16 protein-coding genes and 1 riboswitch are annotated in these 17,225 nt (G+C 36.1%); of the genes, 13 read left to right on the plus strand and 3 right to left on the minus strand.

Translation table 11 applies throughout. The annotated features are described in order from the left end of the window. Positions 1–60: 60 nt before the first annotated feature. The 5 genes from Q9B79_RS17650 (at position 61) to Q9B79_RS17670 (ending at position 5,777) form a co-directional block, all read left to right on the plus strand. Entirely contained in the window at positions 61–1,260 is a 1,200-nt protein-coding gene (locus tag Q9B79_RS17650; protein WP_306186283.1) for an MFS transporter, read from the plus strand. Positions 1,261–1,469: 209 nt separating this feature from the next. Beyond that, complete coding sequence (locus Q9B79_RS17655; RefSeq protein WP_306186285.1) at positions 1,470–2,186, plus strand: LytR/AlgR family response regulator transcription factor; 717 nt, start codon at positions 1,470–1,472, stop codon at positions 2,184–2,186. A gap of 121 nt (positions 2,187–2,307) precedes the next feature. After that, positions 2,308–4,383 (plus strand): carbon starvation protein CstA, encoded by a 2,076-nt coding sequence (cstA, locus tag Q9B79_RS17660; RefSeq protein ID WP_306186286.1) that lies wholly within the window; start codon positions 2,308–2,310, stop codon positions 4,381–4,383. After that, on the plus strand, positions 4,376–4,579 hold the full coding sequence (locus tag Q9B79_RS17665) for a YbdD/YjiX family protein (protein ID WP_000919824.1): 204 nt from the start codon (positions 4,376–4,378) through the stop codon (positions 4,577–4,579). Before cstA ends, Q9B79_RS17665 begins: the two co-directional genes overlap by 8 nt. A 142-nt stretch (positions 4,580–4,721) precedes the next feature. Then, positions 4,722–5,777 (plus strand): GGDEF domain-containing protein, encoded by a 1,056-nt coding sequence (locus tag Q9B79_RS17670; protein WP_306186287.1) that lies wholly within the window; start codon positions 4,722–4,724, stop codon positions 5,775–5,777. Positions 5,778–5,859: 82 nt separating this feature from the next. Here Q9B79_RS17670 and pdxK read toward each other — a convergent pair whose 3' ends face one another. Continuing rightward, positions 5,860–6,684, minus strand: a complete 825-nt coding sequence (gene pdxK, locus Q9B79_RS17675) for a pyridoxine/pyridoxal/pyridoxamine kinase (protein WP_306186288.1) — start codon at positions 6,682–6,684, stop codon at positions 5,860–5,862. 134 nt (positions 6,685–6,818) lie between these two features. Here pdxK and Q9B79_RS17680 point away from each other — a divergent pair, with 134 nt between their 5' ends. From Q9B79_RS17680 to Q9B79_RS17690, 3 genes are all read left to right on the plus strand, one after another. After that, positions 6,819–8,390: a GAF domain-containing sensor histidine kinase gene (locus tag Q9B79_RS17680; RefSeq protein ID WP_306186290.1), complete on the plus strand. Its 1,572-nt coding sequence runs from the start codon at positions 6,819–6,821 to the stop codon at positions 8,388–8,390. Positions 8,391–8,410: 20 nt separating this feature from the next. Further along, a complete protein-coding gene (locus Q9B79_RS17685; protein WP_306186291.1) occupies positions 8,411–9,058 on the plus strand; it encodes a response regulator in 648 nt (215 codons plus the stop codon). 191 nt (positions 9,059–9,249) lie between these two features. Next, entirely contained in the window at positions 9,250–9,876 is a 627-nt protein-coding gene (locus Q9B79_RS17690; protein ID WP_306186292.1) for an FMN-dependent NADH-azoreductase, read from the plus strand. 62 nt (positions 9,877–9,938) lie between these two features. Here Q9B79_RS17690 and Q9B79_RS17695 read toward each other — a convergent pair whose 3' ends face one another. Continuing rightward, positions 9,939–10,610: a transcriptional regulator YeiL gene (locus Q9B79_RS17695; protein WP_306186293.1), complete on the minus strand. Its 672-nt coding sequence runs from the start codon at positions 10,608–10,610 to the stop codon at positions 9,939–9,941. A gap of 106 nt (positions 10,611–10,716) precedes the next feature. Here Q9B79_RS17695 and Q9B79_RS17700 point away from each other — a divergent pair, with 106 nt between their 5' ends. The 4 genes from Q9B79_RS17700 to Q9B79_RS17715 all read left to right on the plus strand — a co-directional run bounded on the left by Q9B79_RS17700 (position 10,717) and on the right by Q9B79_RS17715 (position 15,482). After that, positions 10,717–11,412: a YjjG family noncanonical pyrimidine nucleotidase gene (locus Q9B79_RS17700; protein ID WP_306186294.1), complete on the plus strand. Its 696-nt coding sequence runs from the start codon at positions 10,717–10,719 to the stop codon at positions 11,410–11,412. Between the two features lie 249 nt (positions 11,413–11,661). Beyond that, a riboswitch (SAM riboswitch) is annotated at positions 11,662–11,766 on the plus strand. A 92-nt stretch (positions 11,767–11,858) separates the two neighbouring features. After that, positions 11,859–13,157 (plus strand): bifunctional O-acetylhomoserine aminocarboxypropyltransferase/cysteine synthase, encoded by a 1,299-nt coding sequence (locus Q9B79_RS17705; protein ID WP_306186296.1) that lies wholly within the window; start codon positions 11,859–11,861, stop codon positions 13,155–13,157. Continuing rightward, complete coding sequence (metA, locus tag Q9B79_RS17710; protein ID WP_306186297.1) at positions 13,141–14,046, plus strand: homoserine O-acetyltransferase MetA; 906 nt, start codon at positions 13,141–13,143, stop codon at positions 14,044–14,046. The genes Q9B79_RS17705 and metA overlap by 17 nt, the downstream gene beginning before the upstream one ends. 140 nt (positions 14,047–14,186) lie before the next feature. Next, positions 14,187–15,482 (plus strand): homoserine dehydrogenase, encoded by a 1,296-nt coding sequence (locus Q9B79_RS17715; protein ID WP_306186298.1) that lies wholly within the window; start codon positions 14,187–14,189, stop codon positions 15,480–15,482. Positions 15,483–15,512: 30 nt separating this feature from the next. On the opposite strand, the gene Q9B79_RS17720 is transcribed toward Q9B79_RS17715, so the two are convergent. Next, a complete protein-coding gene (locus Q9B79_RS17720; protein WP_306186299.1) occupies positions 15,513–16,139 on the minus strand; it encodes a YczE/YyaS/YitT family protein in 627 nt (208 codons plus the stop codon). Positions 16,140–16,237: 98 nt separating this feature from the next. Here Q9B79_RS17720 and Q9B79_RS17725 point away from each other — a divergent pair, with 98 nt between their 5' ends. Next, the gene (locus Q9B79_RS17725) at positions 16,238–17,215 is read left to right on the plus strand and encodes a LacI family DNA-binding transcriptional regulator (RefSeq protein WP_306186300.1); all 978 of its coding nucleotides are present in this window, start codon (positions 16,238–16,240) and stop codon (positions 17,213–17,215) included. Positions 17,216–17,225: the final 10 nt, after the last annotated feature.

A 17,225-nucleotide genomic window follows, 5' to 3' on the forward strand; every position in this document is an offset into this window, starting at 1 on the left:
CTTATACAATTCACACATGTAAAATGATGTGTAAAGACAGCTGTATAAGGAGGACTTCTTGTGAGGAAGGTGAAAGAAATTTCGAAGCGAAAGCTACTTGGTATAGCAGGGCTTGGATGGTTATTTGACGCAATGGATGTTGGAATGCTTTCATTCGTAATGGTTGCGCTGCAAAAAGATTGGGGATTAAGTACGCAAGAAATGGGCTGGATAGGCAGCATTAATTCAATTGGTATGGCAGTTGGAGCGCTCGTTTTTGGAATACTATCAGATAAAATAGGACGGAAATCGGTCTTTATTATTACATTATTATTATTTTCTATCGGTAGTGGTTTAACTGCTTTAACGACAACACTTGCGATGTTCCTTGTTTTACGATTTTTAATTGGTATGGGGCTTGGCGGAGAACTTCCAGTTGCTTCTACATTAGTATCGGAGAGCGTTGAAGCACATGAACGTGGGAAAATAGTTGTGCTATTAGAAAGTTTTTGGGCAGGTGGATGGCTAATTGCAGCTCTTATCTCTTATTTTGTTATTCCGAAATATGGTTGGGAAGTTGCAATGGTGTTGAGTGCGGTTCCGGCACTATATGCTTTATATTTAAGATGGAATTTACCGGATTCTCCAAGATTCCAAAAGGTTGAAAAAAGACCGTCCGTTATTGAAAATGTAAAATCAGTGTGGTCTGGGGAATACCGTAAGGCAACAATTATGTTATGGATTCTATGGTTTTCTGTTGTATTTTCTTATTATGGGATGTTCCTTTGGTTACCTAGTGTTATGGTATTAAAAGGATTTAGTCTAATAAAAAGTTTCCAATATGTACTGATTATGACGCTAGCTCAATTGCCAGGGTATTTCACAGCTGCTTGGTTTATTGAACGTCTTGGTCGTAAATTTGTTTTAGTTACGTATTTAATCGGTACAGCGTGTAGTGCTTATTTGTTTGGAGTGGCAGAGTCATTAACGGTATTAATCGTAGCAGGCATGTTACTATCCTTCTTTAATTTAGGTGCTTGGGGTGCATTGTATGCTTATACACCTGAACAGTATCCAACAGTTATTCGTGGTACAGGTGCAGGGATGGCTGCAGCATTTGGTCGTATTGGCGGTATTCTTGGGCCGTTATTAGTAGGGTATTTGGTTGCTTCACAGGCCTCACTATCACTAATATTTACGATTTTCTGTGGGGCTATTTTAATTGGCGTACTTGCTGTAATTGTACTTGGACAAGAAACGAAACAACGAGAATTAGTATAAGGTGAGACTTTAATCAGTGAGGGATTTATTCCCGCGCTGATTATTGGCCCTTATCAATAGCGGCATAAAAAGGCAGGGGGGACCGTGAAGGTTTCCTTTTTTCTGTTTTTTTAGATAAATAATGGTATAGTAAGAAAAAGGGAATGTTCTTTATAAAAGCGAATGTATACAACAAGACATACGGACAAAAGAATTAGGTGGTTGAAGAAATGAAAATTTTACTAATCATGGAAGAAGCAGAAGAGCGAAGAAGTTTAGCTGAAAAATTCACTGAAAATATAAGAAATGTAGAATGTTTTGAAGCAAACACAGGAACAGAATCATTATTTATCATGAAAAAGCATACACCAGATTTTGTTTTTTTGAATTCTAAATTACTAGATGGAACCGGTTTTGAATATGCAAGTTTATTACGTGAAGTAAATTGTTATACGAAATTTATTTTTATGGGTGGGGATATAGAAGAGTCGATTACGGCATTTCGTTTTCAAGCATTTTATTATTTACTACGCCCATTTCGCGAAGAAGATTTGCAATTCCTTTTATATAGAATGGGGAAAGAGCAAGGCGAGAAAGCAAAGAGTTATTTGCGAAAACTACCGATAGAAGGTCAAGAGGGAATTCGGTATATTTTCCCTGAAGATATTGTATATGTAAGTAAAAACAAGGAAAATAAAACGGTTTCAATTTATACAACAAATAATCAGTATATTTCAACATATACACTTCAGGAGCTGGAAAATAAGCTAAATGCATATGATTTTTTACGTGTGCATAAAAGTTATTTAATTAACATGTCATATGTACAAGAGCTAAAACCTTACTATAATGGCACATATAATCTATATTTAGATAAATATGATGAGCAACCGATTCCAGTTAGTCGTAATTATGTGAAAAAACTCCGAAATAAAATTGAATTATAGCAGATAATGCGAATTTTTTAACATGATAAACTAAAAATCCTTCATGATAGGGAGGATTTAAGTTAAATATTCAGAAAATTTAGTACAATCCCACTAAGAAATAGTATTGGGGGGATTGTATGTGAGAACATTGAAGTCGATTTTGCTTTGGGGAGTTATTGCAGCGGTAGGAGCAGGCGCTTTTGGTGTAATAGCTTTATCACAAGGTGAAACTATTAATGCAGTGTGGATCTTAGTAGCTGCGGTATGTGTGTATGCAGTTGCTTATCGCTTTTATAGTAGATTTATAGCGAGAAAGGTATTCGGTTTAGATAATAATCGGCAAACGCCAGCCCATACATTAAATGATGGAAAAGATTATGTTCCAACAAATAAGTGGGTATTATTTGGGCATCATTTTGCAGCGATTGCAGGAGCAGGGCCTTTAGTAGGACCGATTTTGGCGGCACAAATGGGATATTTACCAGGGACAATATGGATTATTGTTGGGGTAGTGGTCGCTGGAGCTGTGCAAGATTTTGTAATTTTATTTGCTTCGATGAGACGGAATGGTAAATCTTTAGGGGAAATGATTAAAGATGAGATCGGTCCTGTTACAGGACTTATTGCAATGATCGGTATTTTAGGCATTATGATTATTTTATTAGCGGTATTAGCATTAGTAGTAGTAAAGGCGCTTGTCGGAAGTCCTTGGGGAATGTTTACAATAGCAGCTACGATTCCTATCGCTATTTTAATGGGAGTGTACATGCGCTACATTAGGCCCGGACGGGTTGGTGAAGGCTCAGTAATTGGAATTATCCTACTTATACTGTCTCTTATTGGAGGGCAGTATGTAGCGGAAAATCCAACGCTTGCAAGTATGTTCACGTTTAGCGGTGAAACGATTGCTATTATGCTTATTGTATATGGATTTATCGCATCAGCCTTACCAGTTTGGATGCTTTTAGCACCGCGTGACTATTTAAGCACATTTTTAAAAGTTGGAACAATTGTAGGATTAGCAATCGGCATTTTAATTGTAGCACCAGATTTACAAATGCCGGCAGTTTCGAAATTTATTGATGGAACTGGTCCTGTGTTCTCCGGAAACTTATTCCCGTTCTTATTTATTACAATTGCTTGTGGTGCAGTATCTGGATTCCATGCTCTCGTTTCGTCAGGTACGACGCCGAAGATGATTGAGCAAGAGGGACACGCACAGCCAATCGGTTACGGGGCGATGTTAATGGAGTCGTTTGTAGCGGCCATGGCAATGATTGCAGCCTGTGTATTAACACCAGGAACTTATTTTGCAATTAATAGTCCTGCAGCACTTATCGGTACGGATGTCTCACAAGCAGCTCAAGTTATTTCTTCATGGGGATTTGCTATTACACCAAATGAACTAAAAGATCTCGCTGTGAACGTTGGAGAGCAAACAATTTTATCACGTACAGGTGGTGCGCCAACGTTAGCGATAGGTATGGCATATATTTTCTCACAAGTAATAGGTGGAACGGCTATGATGGCCTTTTGGTATCATTTTGCAATTCTCTTTGAAGCGTTATTCATTTTAACAACAATTGATGCTGGAACGCGCGTAGGTCGATTTATGATTCAAGATATTTTAGGGCATGTATATAAGCCATTTGGGAAAACGGATTCTACATTAGCAAATGTAATAGCTACAACGTTATGTGTATTAGGATGGGGTTATTTCTTATATCAAGGGGTAGTTGATCCGCTTGGTGGAATCAATACATTATGGCCACTTTTCGGTATTGCAAACCAAATGCTAGCAGGTATTGCATTATTACTTGGAACGACAATTTTGTTCAAAATGGGGAAAAAGGCATATGTTTGGGTGACGCTGATTCCGACTGTCGGATTGCTTATTGTAACAATGACGGCGGGTTATCAAAAGCTATTTCATGAAAACCCTAAAATAGGATTTCTATCTCATGCAAAGGTATTTCAGGGAGCGTTAGATGAGGGGAAAGTGTTAGCACCAGCTAAAAATGTCGCTCAAATGAAACAAATTATTTTTAATGATTATATTGATGCAGCGCTTTGCGGGATTTTTATGATCGTTGTAATTGCTGTGTTAGTTTCTGCAATTCGAATTTGGATTCAAGTATTAAGAAATAAGCCAATGCCGCTAAAAGAGGCACCATATATACCTAGAGATGAAAGTGAGTCGAGAAACTATGCTTAAAAGGTTACGACAAGTATGGGGACAAAGAAAACACTTTATTAGTTTGCTCGTTGGGGTACCAAGCTATGAAACATATGTAGAGCATATGAAGAAGCATCATCCAGAAGAAGAAGTTGTATGTCAAAAACAGTTTTTTGCAGAAGCGCAAGAAGCTAGATTTAATGCAAAGGGTGGAAAGATATCACGCTGTTGTTAATAAAAGGGCGAATTTTCGCCCTTTTTATTTTTGCTGTTTCACGTGGAACAGCAAAAATAAATAAAAAGCTTTGGGAATTATAGGTATTTCGTATACAATAAAATAAGGAAAAGGATAGATAGAAAAGTAAGGAGATTATTTTATGTTAAAGGACTTATTTGTAAATACAACGATCATTCTTTCCTTTATTTTTGTTGGAGGTCAGATTTTAAGAGATAAACCGTTAAAAGAAGGGCTCTCTTTTTGGCAGAAATGTGTAGTAGGTATTATTACTGGAATATTAAGTGTATTGTTGATGTACTTTGGTGTACATATTGAAAATATTATGTTGGATCTACGTTATTTAGCGGTTATTTTGGCAATTATAATCGGAGGTCCGATAGCTAGTAGTATAACAGTTACTATTATTTTGATCACCCGATTATTTTTAACTGAGTATTCTTTAGCCTCTGAATTGGCTTGTTATACTATTATATTGATAGGTGTTGGGGTTACTTTCATTTGGCGGATGAAAGCTTCTATACTTACAAAGTGGATCTGGTTTAATGTATATAGTTTATTTATTTTAGCAGTGCCACTTTCTATTTTATTTAAGGATATATCTATAGTAGCACTATATTTAGTTGGTAGTAGTGTTGCAGCATATATCACATTTATAAGTGCAAATTATGTATTGCAATCCAATGAGTTATTTCAAACGATGAAGCAGTATGCAACGATAGACGCATTGACAGGTTTAGGAAACGTAAGACAATTTGATTTAGAAATGAATCGTCATATTGGTAATAAGCGTATGACAAATGATTCACTTTGTTTACTACTTATAGATATTGATCATTTTAAGTGTGTAAATGATACGTATGGGCATCCTGCAGGAGATGAAGTGTTAAAACAAATAGGTTATATTTTAAGAGAAGTTTCACAGTTCCCAAATTTGGCCTTTCGAAAAGGCGGAGAGGAGTTTGCACTTTTGATACCAAAAAAGGGAATAGCTTATGGAATGCGTACGGGGGAACAAGTTCGTACAGCTGTTGAAAACCATTCATTCCAGTTATTAAATGGGACAAAAATAAAAATTACAGTTTCAGTTGGTATTTCAGTGTATGAAGAATCTCCAGAGCAATTTATTCAAGCTGCTGATGATGCATTATATTATTCCAAAAGAAATGGTAGAAATCAGGTTAGTTCTGCCTCTTAAAGGTAAGATGACCAGAAGAGCTTATAAAAAAACACCCACAGAGAGGGAATATATACACTCTGTGGGTGTTTTCAGTTATATATTAGACAAGTTCTTTTGATGCAACGAATTTACGATATGCACCGTGATGTGTTGGGCCTACGTATTCGTTGATCTTGAATGAATAACGGATAGCAGCTGTGATAAATTCTTTAGCAGTTTTTACTGCTTCTTTCACAGGTTTTCCTTTTGCAAGTTCTGCTGTAATTGCCGCAGAATATGTACAACCTGCGCCATGTGTATTTGTCGTATCAATCTTTTCTGATTCTAGAAGTTCGAATGCTTCTCCGTCATATAGGACGTCGATTGCAGTTTCCGTACCAAGCTTGCTACCGCCTTTAATTAGGACGTATTTCGCACCTAAAGCGTGGATTTTTTTCGCTGCTTCTTTCATGTCTTCAAGAGAATTAATTTTTACGCCACTTAATTGGTAAGCTTCAAATAAGTTTGGAGTTACAACTAATGCTTTTGGAACAAGAACGTCACGTAAGCAATCATTCGTTTCAGGATGTAATGCTTCATCAGCACCTTTACATACCATAACAGGGTCAACTACTACATTTTTGAAATTATGTTTTTCGATTGTTTCTGCAACCATTTCAATAATTTCTACTGATCCAAGCATACCTGTTTTTAAAGCATCTACTCCAACACCTTCAATTGTCGTTTCTAATTGTGGTTTTAATGTAGAAGCTGGGATTGGGAATACGTTATGTGCCCAACCGTTATGTGGATCCATCGTTACGATTGTCGTAAGAGATGTCATTCCGTATACACCAAGTTCTTGGAATGTTTTTAAATCTGCTTGTATACCAGCACCGCCACTTGTGTCAGAACCAGCGATAGTAAGTGCTTTATTTAATGTCATTATGAAAGCCCCCTTAGGTGATATAATGAAAACTATGTTTTCACCATTATATCAATGTTACGAATAAGTACAAAGTGAAAAGTAGATGATTTATGTTAGAGGTTATGTAAAATCTTGTATGTAGGAGACGAATTATGTTTCAAGAGAATCGTACAAATGAATTAGTGATATTAAAAGAAATCGCAGAAACACTAAATACATCAAATGATACATATCATGTATTGCAAGCAGTGCTAGAAAAATTACTTAGTGTAACAGGTTTAACGACAGGATGGATTTTTCTGGCGGATGAAAATGGGAGATATACGAAATTAATCGATTACCAGTTGCCAGAGGCACTTACATATGAAAACAAACGCCCGATGTGTGAAGGGGAGTGTTGGTGTTTACGAGGCTTTGTGGATGGAAAATTAGAGCGAGCTGTTAATATTATTGAATGTAAAAGAATTAATAACGCAATTGAATATAATTGGGGAGATACGGAAGGGATTCTTCATCATGCTACGGTCCCTTTAAAGGCTGGAGGAGAAAAATTTGGTTTGTTAAATGTGGCGAGCCCAGGTAAAACACATTTTTCAGAAGAAGAGCTAGTGTTGCTCCAATCAGTTGCTTTTCAAATTGGAACGGCTTTAAAACGAGCGAAGTTATATGAAAATGAGAAGCGAAGAGCGCATTATTATGTGAAATTAGAAAGATTTATTCAAGTTTTAAGAACGATTCATCAATTTAATATATTGCCTGAAAAAGTTGTAAATCAATTAGGTGAAGTGTTTCAGTGGAATCAAGTCGTATTCTTTATTAGGGAAGAGAAAGAATTATCCTTGCGGGCATCTTATTGCCAGGCAGAATTACAAGAGGATATAACAGAAGCAGCAAAAGAAGCGTTAGAAAAAAGTGAACCAATTTTATTAAATCATCAAACCCATCATAAGGTAGCCTCTAATAGAACGGTTATTGCTACACCAATACAGATTCAAAGTCATATATTTGGTGTTTTATGTGTTAGTTCAAATAATGGTGAATTTGATGTGAATACGATAGATGTACTGCAAGCAATAACAAATCATATTTCCTTTGTGATAGAAAATATAAGATTAAATGAGCAACGACGTGAACTTGTACGAATGGAAGAAAGAAACCGATTAGCAAGGGATTTACATGATTCTGTTTCACAAAAATTATTTTCATTAACCTTTATGACAAAAGGTGCTGAGGCGGTTTTAAAAGGTCAAAATGAAAAGGTAGACCAATCTTTGCATGAGATGCGTGAATTAGCGCAAGGAGCGTTAAAGGAAATGAGGACGTTAATTTGGCAATTACGTCCAGCTGGTTTAGAGAAAGGATTACTACCAGCTTTAAAGCAGTACGGTGAAAGCCTGGGGCTGAAAATTAGAGAACAAGTTACAGGTGTCCGTGATTTGCCACGCGTAGTAGAGGAAGCACTATGGAGAATTGGACAAGAAGCTTTAAATAACGTAAGCAAACATGCGAATGTTAGGGAAGCGACGATTTATTTCAAAGTGACGGAGAAGAATGTATCATTAGAAATAGTCGATCAAGGAAACGGATTTGTAGAAAAGGATATAAAAGAGAAAAAATCACTTGGCATGACTACGATGCGAGAAAGAGTAGAATTAGTCGGTGGAACAATTAAAATTGTAAGTGGTAAGAAAAGGACAAGTGTAAAAGTAAGCGTACCATTATGATGTGAAAATGAGGGAAGTTCGTGAAAATAAAAGTATTGTTAGTCGATGATCATACAGTTGTTTTAAAAGGGTTGGCATTTTTCTTAAGTACGCAGGAAGATTTAGAGTTAGTTGGAGAAGCAAGTAATGGAAAAGAGGCATTAGTGAAAGTAGGGGAGACAAATCCTGATGTTGTACTAATGGATTTATACATGCCCGAAATGGATGGTGTTGAGGCGACAGCGTGTATTAAAAAAGAATATCCAAATGTGAAAGTAATTGTATTAACTAGCTTTTCTGATCAGGCGCATGTTTTACCAGCATTAAGGGCGGGAGCAAGCGGGTATATTTTAAAAGATGTAGAACCGGATCAGCTTGTTGAAGCGATTCGAAGCGCATATAAAGGAAATATTCAATTACATCCCGATATAGCAAATGCCCTTCTCTCTCAAACGTTACCTGTGGAAGAAAAAGAAGATGAACCTTCTATTCAAGTAGATGTGCTAACAGCAAGAGAAAATGAAGTGTTGCAGCTATTAGCGAAGGGGATGAGTAATAAAGAAATCGCTTCTGTTTTAGTTATTACAGAAAAAACGGTAAAAGCTCATGTCAGTAGTATTTTGAGTAAGTTGAATTTATCTGATCGTACGCAAGCGGCGTTATATGCAGTGAAAAATGGAGTTGTATAAGACAAAAGTCGTAAGACCTAGTTCGCCTTTAGAAGGTGGACTTTTTTTATAGAAAGATACGTCTATGTGAGGACGAAATTATCTTGATATAAAGATAAAATACATTTGTAAGCAACAAAACAACAATTACAAGGGATACCTTTTTTGAAAGCATATAACAACATAAGAGTGAGTAGTAGGAGGAAAAAACAATGGCAACAGTTTTATTTGTAAAAGCAAACAACCGCCCAGCGGAACAAGCAGTTAGTGTGAAATTATACGAGGCATTTTTAACAAACTATAAAGAAGCGCATCCAAATGATACAGTAGTAGAGCTGGATTTATATAAAGAAGAACTACCATATGTAGGCGTCGATATGATTAACGGTACATTCAAAGCAGGTAAAGGATTTGACTTAACGGAAGAGGAAGCAAAAGCAGTAGCAGTTGCTGATAAGTATTTAAATCAATTTCTAGAAGCTGATAAAGTTGTTTTCGGTTTCCCGTTATGGAACTTAACAATTCCAGCAGTGTTACACACATATATTGATTATTTAAACCGAGCTGGTAAAACGTTTAAATATACGCCAGAAGGTCCAGTTGGTCTAATTGGAGATAAGAAGATTGCATTATTAAACGCGCGCGGCGGCGTATATTCTGAAGGTCCAGCAGCTGAAGTAGAAATGGCTGTTAAATATGTAGCGAGCATGATGGGCTTCTTCGGCGCAACAAACATGGCAACAGTAGTTATTGAAGGACATAATCAATTCCCAGATAAAGCAGAAGAAATCATTGCAGCTGGTCTTGAAGAAGCAGCTAAAGTAGCAAGCGAATTTTAATTGAAAATACAATCGTCACTCGAAAAAGTAGCATTAACAGGTAAACGTTAATGCTACTTTTTTTATATTTTAAGTTCGTCAGCCAGTTTTTCCAATTGCATTCGATCTTGTATGTAATAGATTCTTCCGTCTTTTTTTAAATAACGTTCTTGGCAAAACTGGTTTAATACATATAAAAGATGGCGGTAGCTGACATTTAAATATTCCGAGGCCTCGGTATGCTTTTCTGTATAACTGTTATTTTGTTCTGTTAATAGAATAAATGCCGCTAAGCGGTTTTCGAATGGATAACTATTATTTTTGGCGTAACTTTCGGTTCGGGTAATTGTTTTTTCACCGATAAATTTGCATAGTTTCTGTAGAAAGGTAGCATCTTGCAACAAAAGATGCTGACAACCTTTAAGAGGAAGCGCTAAGCACATACAATCTTCAATCACTTCCACTGTTTTCGTAACAGATTCTACACCAATTAACCCTAATTCTCCAATGAACGAAGGTGCTTGAATAAAATCAATTAAGGAGACCCTTCCATTTTTGTGACTCATATATATTTTCCCTTTCCCGGAAATTAAGTAATAAAGATAAGGGACATCAACTCCTTCCGTACATATCCTGTCTTTTTTTTGAAAGGAATGTAGTTCAGCATACGGTAAGACGTTAAAGGAAAAAAGAGTATGGAAGTTGTAAGTTTGCATGTAATGAGAGATTTCTTCGCTATTTTTGCTGACTTTCATGTTTTCACCTCATGTTTAGTATGAGATATCTCCTATTATGTTTACAAGAAAGAATGATACGATTTACGTAAATTTATTTTTGTAGAAAAGAGAGTGTGAGGGGTCTATGAAAAAATATAAAACACTGCTATTTGATGTAGATGATACATTGTTAGATTTTCAAAAGGCAGAGAAGTTGGCATTACGTATGCTTTTTGAAGAGAAAGGGATTCCTCTAACGAGCGAGATCGAGGCGCAGTATAAAAAAATTAATAAAAGTCTTTGGGATGCTTTTGAAGAAAGTAAAATAAATCGTAACGAAGTCGTAAATACACGGTTTTCGATTTTGTTTAAAGAATACGGGGAAGAAGTAGATGGGATATTATTTGAAAATAATTATCGCAACTACTTAGAGGAAGGGAATCAACTCATACAAGGTGCATTTGAATTTATAAATCAGATTCAAGGGGAGTATGATTTATATATAGTGACAAACGGTGTTTCTAAGACGCAAGATAAACGTTTGCGTAATGCAGGATTACATTCAATGTTTAAAGATATTTTTGTTTCTGAAGATACAGGTTATCAAAAGCCAATGAAAGAGTATTTTGATTATGTTTTTGAAAGGATTCCTAATTTTTCTCTTGAAAAAGGGCTCATTATTGGGGATTCGTTAAGTGCTGATATTAAAGGTGGATATGTAGCGGGAATTGATACTTGTTGGTTTAATCCAGAAAAGAAATCAAATCATAGTGAGATTGTGCCAACATATGAAGTGCAAAATTTTGAAGAGCTATATGCACTGTTGAAGCAACATGTGTAATAAAAATAGGAGTGGAACTTTTGTCCCTACTGCCTATTTTATTATTTTGTAGTTTCGTTATGTTTTGGGAGCAGAAAGGTAATCTCTATTGGTAATAATAGAGTGAAATTTTAAAAGGTATTTTTCAAATAGATATGGAATATACTTCTTTTATTATGTACATAAAATTCTTTGTATTTAATTTAGAACATTCAGAAAAACTGATTGACATTAGGAAATTATTGCTATAAAATCAACGGTAATTGCATAGTCTTATCAAGAAAAGGTGGAGGGACAGGCCCGATGAAACCTTGGCAACAGCCGTATAACGGAATTGTGCCAAATCCTGCAGGTAATAATCCTGAAAGATAAGAAAGAGCCTTTAGAGCGTGTTTTCAAACTGCTCCTTTCTTGTTTTCAGGAAAGGAGCAGTTTTTTATTTTGTATAAAAGAGAGGAGAATGAGAGATGGGAGAATCATGGGGAAAAGGAACAATTTGTGTGCAAGGTGGCTATACGCCAAAGAATGGTGAACCGCGTGTTTTACCGCTTTATCAAAGTACAACGTATAAATACGATACTTCGGATGATTTAGCAGCCTTATTTAACTTAGAGGCGGAAGGATATATATATACGCGTATTGGAAACCCTACTTTAGCTGCATTTGAGCAAAAGCTAGCGGATTTAGAGGGTGGTGTAGGAGCTGTTGCAACGGCTTCTGGGCAGGCTGCTATTATGCTTGCTGTTTTAAATATTTGTAGTAGCGGAGACCACTTGCTTTGTTCTTCCACAGTTTATGGTGGGACGTTTAATTTATTTGGAGTGAGTTTGCGTAAGCTTGGTATTGATGTTACATTCTTTAATCCGAATTTAACTGCTGATGAAATTGTGGCCCTTGCTAATGATAAGACGAAACTCGTTTATGCAGAATCGCTAGGAAATCCAGCGATGAACGTTTTAAATTTCAAAGAACTTTCAGATGCAGCGAAAGAGTTGGAAGTGCCTTTTATCGTGGATAATACATTAGCAACTCCTTATTTATGCCAAGCATTTGAACATGGAGCAAATATTATCGTTCATTCTACGACGAAATATATTGATGGTCATGCGAGTTCGTTAGGCGGCATTGTCATTGACGGAGGGAACTTTGATTGGACAAATGGGAAATATCCTGAACTAGTTGAACCGGATCCAAGTTATCACGGCGTAAGTTACGTTCAAAATTTTGGTGCAGCAGCTTATATTGTGAAGGCACGTGTTCAATTATTAAGGGACTACGGAAACTGTATGAGCCCATTCAATGCCTATATTAGCAATATCGGTTTAGAAACACTGCATTTACGAATGGAGCGTCATAGTGAAAATGCTCTTGCAGTTGCTAAGTGGCTTGCTAACCATGATCGTATTGAATGGGTGAATTATCCGGGATTAGATAGTAATGAAAATTATTCGTTAGCACAAAAGTATTTGAAGAAAGGTGCTAGTGGGGTTTTAACATTCGGCATTAAGGGAGGATTAGAAGCAGCGAAAGAATTTATCGCAAATGTAAAACTAGCAACTCTCGTAACGCATGTAGCTGATGCGCGAACTTGCGTTATACATCCCGCTAGTACAACACATAGACAATTAAGTGCTGAAGATCAACGTTTAGCTGGCGTTACATCAGATTTAATTCGTTTATCGGTTGGTATAGAAGATGTTTCGGATATTATTACCGATTTAGAAGCAGCGTTAGTCGGAGGCAAACAACATGCCGATCATAATTGATAAAGATTTACCAGCTTGCAAAGTGTTGCAGGAGGAAAATATTTTTGTAATGACGAAAGAGCGAGCAGAGACACAAGATATCCGGGCTTTAAAAATTGCTATATTAAATTTAATGCCTACAAAGCAAGAAACAGAAGCGCAATTACTTCGTTTAATTGGCAATACACCGTTGCAATTAGATGTTCATTTACTTCATATGGAATCACATTTATCCCGTAATGTAGCACAGGAACATTTAACGAGTTTTTATAAGACATTCCGTGATATTGAGAACGATAAATTTGATGGACTGATTATTACAGGAGCACCAGTTGAAACCCTTTCTTTTGAAGAGGTAGATTATTGGGAAGAGCTTAAACATATTATGGAGTATTCAAAAAAGAACGTAACATCTACGCTTCATATTTGCTGGGGGGCACAGGCTGGTTTGTATCATCATTATGGAGTTCCAAAGTATCCTCTTGAGGAAAAAATGTTTGGTGTATTTGAACATGAAGTTCGTGAGCAACATGTGAAATTGTTACAAGGGTTTGATGAGTTATTTTTTGCCCCGCATTCTCGTCATACGGAAGTACGAGAGAGTGACATTAGAGAAGTGACAGAGTTAACGTTATTAGCAAACTCTGAGGAAGCGGGTGTTCATCTTGTTATTGGGCAAGAAGGAAGACAAGTGTTTGCACTCGGTCATAGTGAATATAGTTGTGATACGTTAAAGCAAGAATACGAACGAGATCGTGACAAAGGGTTAAATATTGATGTGCCGAAAAATTATTTTAAGCATGATAATCCAAATGAGAAACCGCTTGTAAGGTGGAGAAGCCATGGAAATCTATTATTCTCTAATTGGCTAAATTATTACGTGTATCAAGAAACCCCTTATGTATTATAAAAAAGATTGTGTAACACGTGGCAACGTTTTCTTTGCAATGATTAACTTATATTTTTCCGAATGTTCGAAAAATATTGTTTTTCGGATTTTTTACTCATATAATTTCATCTAAACACAATTTTTGAGGGGTGGACAGTATTATGAAAGAAATTCAAGTTGGTTTATTAGGTCTTGGGACAGTTGGTAGCGGAGTAGTTCGTATCATTACAGATCATCAAGAGCGACTCATACACCAAGTAGGTTGTCCTGTAAAAGTAACGAAAGTACTAGTACAAAATATTGAAAAAGAGAGAGAAGTAGAGGTACCTTCTACTCTATTAACGCAAAATGTAAATGAAATTTTAGATAATCCCAATATTGATGTTGTCATCGAAGTGATGGGTGGCATTGATGATGCAAAATCATATATTTTGCAAGCTTTACAAAGCGGGAAGCATGTTGTGACTGCCAATAAAGATTTAATGGCGTTACATGGAGCGGAACTCTTAGCGGTAGCAAAAGATAATAAAGCAGATTTGTTTTATGAAGCAAGTGTAGCCGGAGGGATTCCGATTTTACGAAGTATCGTAGAGGGGCTTTCTTCAGATCTTATTACGAAAGTAATGGGAATTGTAAATGGAACGACAAATTTTATTTTGACGAAAATGTCAGATGAAGGGAGAGCATACAACGACGTGTTAAAAGAAGCCCAACAACTTGGATTTGCAGAAGCAGATCCAACATCAGATGTAGAAGGTTTAGATGCTGCAAGAAAAATGACGATTTTGGCTACCCTTGGTTTCTCTACAAATGTAGAGCTTGGAGATGTGAAGGTAAAAGGAATTACTTCTATTACAGAAGAAGATATTGAATACAGTAAGAGTTTAGGATATACGATTAAATTAATCGGTCTTGCGAAGCGAGATGGTGAAAAATTAGAGGTTACAGTTGAACCGACACTACTTCCAAATACACATCCTCTTGCAGCCGTACAAAACGAATATAATGCTGTATATGTGTATGGAGAAGCTGTTGGAGAAACGATGTTTTATGGACCGGGTGCCGGAAGTTTACCAACAGCAACAGCTGTTGTTTCAGATTTAGTAGCTGTAATGCAAAATATTCGATTGGGTGTAAATGGAAATAGTGCGGTATCCCCGCAGTATAAAAAGGTATTAAAAGAGCCAGACGAAATTGTTGTGAAGAAATTTTTAAGACTTCATGTGAAAGATGAAATTGGTGTGTTTGCAAAAATTACTTCGTTATTCTCCGAGCGTGGCGTTAGCTTTGAAAAGATTATTCAAATGCCACTTGAAGAGAAAGGAAAGGCTGAAATTGTAATTGTAACGCATCGTGCGTCTCTTGCTGATTATGATTATATTCTACATACATTGCAATCGTATGAAGAAATAGATTGTTTGAAAGCAAATTACCGAATTGAAGGGGATGCAAAGTAGCATCTCTCACCATAAAACAGAAAGAGCCTATTAAGCAGCTTGCTTAATAGGCTCTTTTCTATTTAAAATCTTCGTACCAACTTGAATAAATGCTTGAATAATCCAGCCTGTTGTAAAAGATAAAATGATTGTTCCAAAATAGATAGGTCCATCTAATAAAAAGCTTAATGTTAAAAATAAAAACGCTAACGAAATTTCTGTTCTTCTAAATGTCCACTTCTTTTTCTCAGCAACTGTTAAAACGAAAGCTTCTTGAGGTGCTGCGCAAAGATTTGTAGAGATGTAAAGACCAATCCCAGCTCCAACAAATAGATTTCCACAAATAAGTGTTATATATTTTGGAAGAGAACGGATAGCGTCCATAATAGTTGTAATGGAGCCAATCCAATCAACAAAAAGAGAAATAAGAACCATTGTTACAATGGTACCAATCGTAATTTGTTTTTTATTCCAAAAGAGAACGATAAGGGTAAAAGCAAAATTAATCATGAAAATCCAAAAACCGATACTAATCCCGAAATTTTGATATAGTGCAATAAAGAAGGAATCATAAGGGCTTAATCCAAAGGAAGTAATTGTCGTCATCATATTAATGCCGATGGCTAGAATGAGTAGACCGCCAATGAAAAATATATATTGTAATTTGAATCGAAGCATAGTTGTATATCCTTTCAAAAAGTATTTGCTAGGAAAGGATATATTGTGGAAAGCTTACCAGGTCAAGGGAGAATTTTTGCGGGGAAGGGGAAAATGAGATGACGAATATAAGGAAGATTGCTGAGCTTGCTGGGGTATCTGTTTCAACTGTTTCACGTGTACTAAATAATCATCCATATGTGAATGAACAGAAACGAAAAAAAATTTTAGCAATTATAGAAGAATTAAATTATACGCAAAATGTGAATGCAATTCATTTAGTGAAAGGAAAAACGAATGTAATTGGCGTTTTATTACCGCACGTAAATGATCAATATTATAGCGCTATTATCGAGGGAATATCAAAGAAAACAGCAAAGAATAATTATAATATGATGCTTTGTCAGACGAATTATAGTGAGGAAAGGGAATTAGAAATTTTGAATATGTTAAAAATGAAAAAGCTTGATGGGGTTATTATATGTTCGCGAGCAAATAGTAAGGAAAAGCTTGAAGAATATACAAAATTCGGCCCTATTGTTATGTGTGAAGAAATCGACTCGAATTTCATTTCGAGTGTGCATATTGATTACTATAAAGTGTTTTCGTGCGGAATGAAAAGCTTAATAGATGCGGGGCATACAAGTATTGGGTATTGCATTGGAAGAAGTAATAGCATTAATAGTCAGAGAAGAAAACAAGCATATGAAGATTCCCTTCAACAGATTGCTGTAACACCGATAGAGGCTTGGAAGTTTAAAGGCTGTTTTACAGTGGAAGATGGGCGTAATGTAATTAGGGAATGGACCCGTATGTCAGTAAAACCAACAGCGTTTCTTGTATCTTGCAACCATATTGCCGCGGGGATGGTAACGGAAGCGAAAAAACAAGGTATTCGTATTCCGGAAGATATTACGATTATCGGTTGTGATGATCAAGATGTGGCAGATATTTTAGACATTACGACGATTTCGTATTGTAGTAAAAATGTTGGTGTGAAGGCATTTGAATTATTATATGAAAAGATTAATGATGGGCAAATCGATGTAAAGCACGTAGAGTTATTGCCAGAATTAGTACATAGGGAAACAACATAATAGATAAGGT

It is taken from the genome of Bacillus sp. MHSD_36, from assembly GCF_030757775.1.
Classification (GTDB): Bacteria; Bacillota; Bacilli; order Bacillales; family Bacillaceae_G; genus Bacillus_A.